Origin of the sequence: Actinoplanes sp. NPDC089786 (assembly GCF_040684855.1) — a bacterium.
In the GTDB taxonomy this organism is placed as follows: Bacteria; Actinomycetota; Actinomycetes; order Mycobacteriales; family Micromonosporaceae; genus Actinoplanes.
On the sequence record NZ_JBFBGU010000042.1, the window covers coordinates 22,800 to 31,249 of the forward strand.

Below are 8,450 nucleotides of genomic sequence, written 5' to 3' on the forward strand. Positions count from 1 at the left end.
TGCTGAGCGGGTGAGCCGGGTCGAGATCGTTGTCGGGGACCTCTTCGACAGCGACGCGCCCTTTCTCGTCGTGCCGTGCGGAGTGGACGGCACGATGGTGCCCGAGGTGCGGAGGCGGGTTCAGCGCCTCGGCGGCCGGCCGCCCGCCGCCGGTGACGCGCCGGGCGTGGTGGTCGCGGCGCCGGCCCCCGATGGTCGGATCCTGCTGTTCGCGATGACGGCCGACCCGGAGGGCGCGCACGGCGGGAGCCGGCTCGTCGAGCGGGCCGCGAGCCGGATCGGCACGCACGCGAACGCGGCCGACGCGGTGGTCGCGGCGCCGCTGCTCGGCACCCGGGCCGGCGGCCTCGAACCCCTGGTTTCGCTGAACGCGCTGGTCAGCGGATTCGGGACCACCGCGAACCCGCAGGCCCTGCTGCGCGTGCACGTCCTGACCGAGGAGGCCGCCGAACCGCTGCGCCGCGGGCTGGCCGAGGCCCGGCTGGAGTCGCGGTTCGCCGATGACGTGCTGACCCTCGGCGACCGGCCGGAACCGCTGTCGTCGGGCGCGTTCGTGGCCGCCCTCGGCTACCCGGCCCCGGACGCCGGTCCGGTCCGCTCCGGCAACGATCACCTCCAGGTCGTGCACGGGCGCTGGTCGGTCGCCTGGCCGCTGGACGCCGCCCATGTCGCGGCCGGCCTCGCGCTGGACTCGGCCGACCTGGGCTGGGCGCTGTTGCGGAGCGGTGCGCTGGTGGACATGTCGCACGGCTGGGACCACCTGACCGACAACGGCCGGCGGCTGGCCGAGGACCAGCCGCTGCTGGCCACCGCCCTCGGCGCGCCCGCGGAATGGTCGGCCGAGCTGCCCGGGACGATCAGCGCGGTGGCCTTCTCGCCGCAGGTCGACCGGTTCGCCGCGCTGGTCGGCGAGGTGGTGTACGACGTGAACGCGGCCGGCCGGATCCGGCGTGTGGGAGCGGTCGCGGGCCGGGTCGTCTCGCTCGGATGGCGCCGCGGCGGCATCATCGCGCTGCGCCTCGAGGGTGACGATGCCGAGGTCGTGTGGGCGGAGAGCGGCGCGGTCCTGTGCCGGGCGGCCGGGATGCGGAGCGGGCGGCTGTCCGGTGGCATGCCCGCGTGGCTGATCGGGCCGGGCGGCGCCGCCCGCTACTGGGGCGACGACCGGCCGCCCGAATGGCTCGTGCCCGAGGCCCGCGAGGTGATCGCGACGGAGGCCTCGGGACGGCGGGCGCTGATCGGCATCGGTGACCGCGCCGTCCTGGTCAGCACCCTGACCGAGGACACGGCCGAGGCCGGGACGATGCCGGCGACCTCGGCGGTTTTCCCCGCGCACACCGGCCCGTGCGTCCTGGTGTCCCTCGGCCGGGACACCGGCGTCGCCACCTCCGGCAGCAGCCACGTGGCGATCGCCGAGCCCGGCGGGCCCACGGTCGCGATCATCTCGGCCGGCGCCGAGGTCGGTCTGCTGGCCGCGAGTCAGGACGGGCACTGCCTCGCGGTGGCGAGCGGGGCCACGGTGTCGGTGTGGCCGGTGGGCCGGACCCGGCCGGTGTCGCAGAGCATCGCCGGGTACGAGCCGGACGACCGGGACAGCAACGACCTGCTCGACGCCGAGCGGGACGCCCTCGCGTTGTCGGCGCTGATCGCCTCCGAGAAGCTGCGGCCGCCGCTGGCCATCGGCCTGTTCGGCGAGTGGGGTTCGGGCAAGACGTTCGTGCTGGAGCGGATCCTGCGGACGCTGCGTCAGTTCACCGGCGTCGAGGGCTATCTGGACGAGGTCTCGGTGGTCGAGTTCAACGCCTGGCACTACGCCGAGACGAACCTGTGGGCCAGCCTGGTCGACCAGGTGCTCCGGCGGATCACCGAGCGCCAGGACGTGGTCGACGCGTTGCCGGACGTGGTCCAGGTCGACCGGGAGGCCGATGCGGCGGCCCGCACCGAGCAGAGCCGCAAGAAGGAGCTGGCCACGGCGAGGGAGGTCGAGCGGGCGGCCAAGTCGTGGCGGGTCCGGCAACGGCTCACCCTGGTGGCGGCCGGTCTCCTGGTGGCCGCCGCGGGTGCGGTGACCCTCGCCGGCGTGTGGCCGGTCGTGGTGGCGGCGCTGGCCGTGGTGGCCGGCGTCGCGGCCCAGGTGAAGGCCGCACGTCAGCATGCGACGGAGGTGAGCGAGGCGGGCCGGACCGCGGCCGGCGTTCTCGGGTTCCGGGCCGCCGAGCGGGCCGCCCGCGACGCCGAGCAGCGGCGGGAGCAGGCCGAGATCGATGTGCGCCGGGCCGCCGAGGAGACCGGGCGGCGCAAGGCCGAGCAGGCCGGCCTCCGCAAGCAGGCCGAGACCGAGCCGCTGGCGATGATCCTGCGGCAGGTGTCCGAGGTGACCGAGTACCGCGAGGAACTCAGCCTGGTGACCCGCACCCGGGAGCTGTTCCATCAGCTCGACCGGGGTTTCGTGGCCGGCCGCCGCCGGGTCGTGCTGGCCATCGACGACCTGGACCGCTGCCCGGCCGAGAAGGTCGTGCAGGTTCTGGAGGCGGTGCATCTGCTCTTCAACTTCGAGATGTTCGTGGTGGTGCTCGCGGTCGACACCCGGTGGCTGGAGCAGTCGCTGCGGATCCGCTACCACCAGCTGCTCGGCGACTCCGGCTCGGCCACGCCGTCCGACTACCTGGAGAAGATCATCCAGATCCCGGTCCGGCTGACGCCGCTCGACGAGAGCCTGGTGCGTCAGATGATCACCGGGCTGACCGGGCAGCAGCCCCCTCGGGAATCCGTTCCGGCCGCGCCCGAGCCGGCGAGCACACCCCTGACCCCGGCGCCGCCTGTCCCGGCGAAGACCCAGCGCCCGCCCCGCATGCCGCGCAAGCGGTTCCCGGCCCGGTTGCTGGAGACGACCGGCGACGAGGCGGCCGCCCTCTCCGCGGTGGCGCCGCTGCTCGGGCGCACCCCGCGGACGGTCAAGCGCTTCGTCAACACGTACCAGATCCTGAAGGCCCGGACGAACGACCCGGCCGAGTTCCACCACCCGCGCGGCGGCGTGGGTGACCACGAGGTGGTCGCCTTCCTGCTCGCGGTGGTCACCGGCCAGCCCGCGGCGGCGACCCTGATCGGGGCGCTGGCCACCGACCGGCCGGACGCCACCCTGGGCGCCCTGCTGTCCGACGTGGACGATCCGGCGCTGGAGCCGATCCGGGGCTGGCTGGAACGCAACTCGCGCTACGCCGACGCGCCCAGCCACCGCTACGCCGAGTGGGCGCCCGAGGTGGCCCGCTTCTCGTTCGTGGACCTCCGGAGCTGAACCCGCTGGGCGAGGACCGGGTCGCCGTCGGTGAAGGGGCGCAGCTCCTTCGGCGACAGCTTCTTCACCTTGGCGGCCGGGGGCGCCGGGGCCGGGTGGGCCGTGCCGTAGTCGTTCACCTCGACGATCCAGGTGCCGGCCCCGCCCGGCATGGTGAGCTCGAGCATGCTGAGCTTGCCGTATTTGATGTAGGCGGCGTAGCGGATCGGCTCCGCGGCCAGGGCCTGAGCCGGGACGGTCAGCTTCGCCATCGAGCCGAGCAGGTCGGGCGACTTGTTCAGGCGGCTCACGTCGATCGTGCCGGTGATCTGGTTGTTGCCGCCCGCGCTGCTGCCCCGGGCCGACTTGACGTGGCTCATCAGCGCCTTCACCCCGAGAGCGTCCGGCGCGGTGAGGTCGGCGTCACGCGGCTCGGATGGCAGCGAGATCCAGGTTTCGCCGCCGAGCAGCTCGTACGTCTCGCGTACATCCATCGGCAGCTTCTTGCCCCGAAACTTGGCGATGGCGTCCAGCAGCTCGTCCCAGCCGGCGCCGCCCGCGGCCATGTTGAGGTATTGCCGGTCGCCGATGAGCAGCGTGCGCGAGGTGACCTCGAGGTCGCCTGCCTGCTGCCTCGATTCGGTCTCCAGGCTCCGGCTGGGCGCGTGGAGGATGCCGTTGATCGACCCTGACGACGCGGTCACCGCGAAGCTGTAGACCCCCGCGTCAATGCCGCTCAGCGAAGCGGCGATCGCGGCCTTGCCGTCGAAGGCGGAGCGGGTGGGGCGGGGCGGCTTCGGGGCCTCGGTGGGCGCGCTGCACGCGGCGAGGGGCAAGACCAAGGACAACAACAGGATGAGGGTACGGCGGGAGAGCACCGCGGAATCGTAGTGAACTCCCGCCCGGCGACGACGGGCGGGAGTCCACAGTGTGCGGTCAGGCGGCCGGGACGGTCCACTTCTGGTTGGCGCCGCCCGTACACGACCAGATCTGCAGTTTGGTTCCGTCGGCGCTGGTGTTGCCGATGACGTCGAGGCACTTGCCCGCGCCGACGTTGACCAGGTCGCGGTTCGCGTTGGCGGTCCAGCGCTGGTTGGCGCCGCCGAAGCAGTCCCAGAGTTGCACCTGGGCGCCGTCCGCGGTGCCGTTGTCCTTGACGTCCAGGCACTTGCCGAGGCCGCGGATCGTGCCGTCCGTACCCAGGGTCCAGGTCTGGTTGGGGCCGGAGGTGCAGGACCACAGCTGCGGCAGGTTGCCGTTCGTGGTCGAGCCGTTGGTGACATCGAGGCATTTGCCGCCGAGGCCGGAGATCGCCCCGGTGCGGCCGGCCGGCGGCGGGGTGGTGCCGCCGTCGCCGGGCCAGGTGAAGGTGGCCATCGCGCCGGCCGGCAGGTTGTAGCCGAACGACTGGCCGCCGTACGAGACCTGGAAGTTCTGTGCGCCGCCGGTGTTGACGGCGACCAGTGCGATGCTGCCGTCCGGGTTCTTGAAGGCGACGTTCTCGATGCCGCCCTCGCCGTACCCGGTGGAGTCGATCCGCACCGCGCCCGGCTTGACGAACTTGCTCAGGTGGCCCAGCACGTAGTACTCGGCGTTGTAGGTGACGTTGCCGCCGTCGGTGGTGACCACGCCCATGCAGTTGTCACAGCTCCCGATGACCGGGCCGTGGTTGCCGTCCAGGGCCATGTTCCAGGTGGTGACGGTCCGCGCCCAGTTGCGCGTGGTGCCGACCGCGAGGTTCCGGCCCTGCCAGCGCAGCGAGTCGGCGAAGGTGTTGCCCGATTCGGTGCCCGAGCACTCGGTGAAGAAGATCTCCTTGCCGGGCTGGGCGTTGCGCACGGTCGACTGGCCGCTCGGGTTGCCGCCGTAGCAGTGCCAGGCCGAGCCGGCCACGTTGCTGCCGGCCTGGTTGTTGACGGTCTGCGGGTACGTCGTGTCGTCCCAGTTGTGGTCGTACCCGAGAATCTTGGTGGTGATCCCGGCGTTGCGCAGCTTGGGGCCGAGGTTGTTGATGATCGACACCTGCTGGGACGCGGGCATCAGCATGCCGGGGTAGCCGGGCGGGGAGAAGTTCGGCTCGTTCTGCACGCTCAGATACGCGATCGGCACGCCCGCCGACTGGTACGCCTGGACCGACTTGACCAGGTAGTCGGCGTACACACCGACCCGGTCGCCGGCCAGGGAGCCGCCGACCAGGTTGTTGTTGGTCTTCATCCAGGCCGGCGCGCTCCACGGCGTGACCATCACGGACAGCTGCGGGTTGAGACCGCGCGCCTGCTGGACCAGCGGCAGGATGTACGCCTGGTCGTGCGCGATCGAGAACCGCGAGAGACTCGGGTCGGCCGCGCCGTCGTCGTAGGTGTAGAACGAGCGGCTGAAGTCGGTGGCGCCGAGTGGTTGCCGCAGCCAGCTCATGCCGATGCCGCTGGACGGGTTGAACAGCGCGTTCATGATGCTGTTGCGCTGCGGTGAGTTGACGACGTTCCACGCCGCCGCGTCGGTGAACGAGGCGCCGAAGCCGACCATCGACTGGTACGTGGTGTTCGGGTTGACGGTGATCACCGGCCCGCTGCCGCCGGAGCCGAAGTTGACCGCCGCCTTCGGGGTGAGCAGGTTGGCTCGGTCGGGGGTGGTGAGCCAGACGTTGGCCGATGTCGCGGCTTCGGCGCTCGCCGGGACCGCGAGGATGCCGGCTGCCGATATCAGGGCGGCCGCCAGGATGCGTTTCACAGGGCACCTCCGTTGGGGATGAAACAGCATGTAACAAGCGTGTTACGTGATGCCTGGAAACATGAGACATCCGCCCTGCTCGATTCGTCAAGAGTCTTAATTAACGACGTGGAGTATGGTGTGGCGATGAAACACGTCGATGTAACAGATGGCTAGCCGGGGGCCGTCGGTCCGGGACATCGCCGCGGCGACCGGGGTGTCCATCGCCACCGTGTCCCGGGTGATGAACGGCCACCCCAACGTCGCCGATCAAACCCGTGATCTGGTACGCCGCGCGTACGAGCGACGGGGCGCCGCGCTGCCACGGCCCGCGCCCGGCCATCCGGTTTTGGTGCGGTGCCCGTACGTACTGACCGACTACTTCGGCGCGATCGTCTCGTCGATCGCCGAGCGGCTGAACAGTTGCCTCCTCGACTGCCTTCTCGACGCCGGCGAATCGGCTCAGGCGAAGTCGGTCCTGCCCGGCCTCCCATCCCGCCGCGACGTCTCGGGCGCGCTGCTGATCCTGCCGCCCGAGTCCGGCGACGAGCTGATCGCGTTGCGCCGCAGCGGTTTCCCGTTCGTGGTGATCGACCCGCGCACGGCCCCGCCGCCGGACATCGCCGCGGTCTCGGCCGCCCACACGGCCGGCGCCCGCGCGCTCACGTCCCACCTGGTCGAGCTGGGCCACCGCCGGATCGGCGTGATCGGCGGCCCCGACGAGTGGCTGGCCGGCTCGGCCCGCCGCGACGGCCACACCGCGGCCCTGGCCCGGGCCGGCATGATCGCCGACCCCGCGCTGCTGTGCAGCGCCCACGCGACCACCGAGGACGGCTACCGTGCGGCGCTGCGGCTGCTCACGCGGTCCGACCGCCCGACCGCGCTGATCGGCTTCAACGACAAGGTGGCCGTCGGCATCCTTTCGGCGGCGTGGAGCCTGGGCCTGAACGTTCCCGGCGACCTGTCGGTGGCCGGCTTCGACGACATCGACCTGAGCCGCGCGGTCCGCCCCGCCCTGACCACGGTGCGGCAGCCGCTCTCCGAACTGGGCCGCATCGCCGTCGACATCCTGATGCGCCTGATCGCCGGCCACGAGGTCCACGCCCTGCACGTGGAACTCGCGGTCGAGCTGATCATCCGCGACTCGACCGCCGCGGCCCCACGGGCTTAGCTTTTCACCAGATGCGCGGCTCGGCCGCGCCGGCCTGGAGGTCGCCGGTCGTCACCTCACGCGTGGCCGGGTCCACCGAGTACGGCAGCAGCACGATCAGCGCCACCTTCTCGCTGTGCTCGAGTTCCACCCGAACCGCGTCGCCGCCGGTCGTGCTGACCGCGGACACGATGGCGAGCGCCCGCCACTCGTCCGGCTGGCCCGTGGCGGTCTCGTAGAGCAGGGCGAGCACCTTGTCGGAATCCGGGTTCTCGCCGAGCCCCGGATCGGCGGCCAGCATCGCGATCTCACCCGACCGGGTGATGCCCGCCCCGTACGGATAGAACTCGCCGTACTTCACCAGCGTCTGCTCGGCGAACGTGAGCACCGCGTTCAGCAGCGAGTCGAGCTCGGACTGGGCCTGTTCGGAGGTCGTGTCACGCCAGGTGGTCATGTGTACCAGTTTCTCAGCTTTACGATGTGGCCCGTGGGGTGGGAGGCGCTCGGACAGTGGGGTGACGACGCGGTCCGGATCGAGCCGCTCGCCGGCGGGGTCGCCAACGACGTGTGGAACGTTCGCGTCGGCGGGCGGCTCGCGGTCGGCCGGGCCGGTTCCCGGAGCGACGCCGACCTCGCCTGGGAGACCGCGCTCCTCCAGCACCTCGACCGGGCCGGCCTGACCGTGCCGGTGCCGATCCCGGCCCGGGACGGCCGGCTGTTCGCCGACGGTCTGGTCGTGATGACCTACCTGGACGGCGGGCCGCCGGAGTCGCCGGCCGACTGGCGCCGGGTGGCCGCCACGTTGCGCGAGGTGCATCGGGTGACGCGAGGCTGGCCGCAGCGCCCGGGGTGGCGATCGTCGGTCGACCTGCTGCGGGCCGGGACCGGGACGAGGATCGACCTCGGCGCGATGCCCGCCGAGGGCGTGGCCCGCTGCCGGGCGGCCTGGGCCCGGCTGGCCGGGCGGCCGACCTGCGTCGTGCACGGCAACCCGGCCAACCCGGGCAACATCCGGATGACCGCCGACCGGGTCGGGCTGATCGACTGGGACGAGTCGCATGTCGACGTCCCCGACCTCGACCTGGTGCTGCCCGGCAACGCCGCCGGCCTGGGCGACGGCGAGCACGACATCGCCGCGCAGGCATCGGCCGCGTGGGAGGCCGCCGTCTGCTGGGGTGACGAGTACGCGGTCAACCGGCTCGCCCAGGTCCGCACGCTCTAAAGACCCTGGTAAATGAGGGGTTCAGGTGTGTTGGTGGCGGGCCAACCGGCGGGTCATGATGATGATCATCGCCCATTGGGCCATCGCGGCGTGGT

General features: G+C 72.0%; 6 protein-coding genes. 3 read left to right on the plus strand and 3 right to left on the minus strand.

Going from position 1 to position 8,450, the window contains the following annotated elements; genetic code table 11:
• Window positions 1–10: 10 nt before the first annotated feature.
• Window positions 11–3,295, plus strand: coding sequence for a P-loop NTPase fold protein (locus tag AB0O15_RS46175; RefSeq protein WP_364333969.1), 3,285 nt, complete (start codon window positions 11–13; stop codon window positions 3,293–3,295).
• On the opposite strand, the gene AB0O15_RS46180 is transcribed toward AB0O15_RS46175, so the two are convergent.
• Window positions 3,238–4,152 carry a hypothetical protein gene (locus AB0O15_RS46180; RefSeq protein ID WP_364333972.1) on the minus strand — a complete coding sequence of 305 codons (915 nt, stop codon included), beginning with the start codon at window positions 4,150–4,152 and terminating at the stop codon, window positions 3,238–3,240. The genes AB0O15_RS46175 and AB0O15_RS46180 overlap by 58 nt on opposite strands.
• 58 nt (window positions 4,153–4,210) lie before the next feature.
• On the minus strand, window positions 4,211–6,004 hold the full coding sequence (locus AB0O15_RS46185) for a ricin-type beta-trefoil lectin domain protein (RefSeq protein ID WP_364333975.1): 1,794 nt from the start codon (window positions 6,002–6,004) through the stop codon (window positions 4,211–4,213).
• Window positions 6,005–6,152: 148 nt separating this feature from the next.
• On the opposite strand from AB0O15_RS46185, the gene AB0O15_RS46190 reads away from it, so the two are divergent.
• Window positions 6,153–7,154, plus strand: coding sequence for a LacI family DNA-binding transcriptional regulator (locus AB0O15_RS46190; RefSeq protein ID WP_364333978.1), 1,002 nt, complete (start codon window positions 6,153–6,155; stop codon window positions 7,152–7,154).
• A gap of 4 nt (window positions 7,155–7,158) precedes the next feature.
• Here the strand turns inward: AB0O15_RS46190 and AB0O15_RS46195 are convergent, their stop codons facing one another.
• Window positions 7,159–7,587: a hypothetical protein gene (locus tag AB0O15_RS46195; protein WP_364333981.1), complete on the minus strand. Its 429-nt coding sequence runs from the start codon at window positions 7,585–7,587 to the stop codon at window positions 7,159–7,161.
• Between the two features lie 24 nt (window positions 7,588–7,611).
• On the opposite strand from AB0O15_RS46195, the gene AB0O15_RS46200 reads away from it, so the two are divergent.
• Window positions 7,612–8,355 (plus strand): phosphotransferase, encoded by a 744-nt coding sequence (locus tag AB0O15_RS46200; protein ID WP_364333984.1) that lies wholly within the window; start codon window positions 7,612–7,614, stop codon window positions 8,353–8,355.
• The last annotated feature ends 95 nt before the right edge of the window (window positions 8,356–8,450 follow it).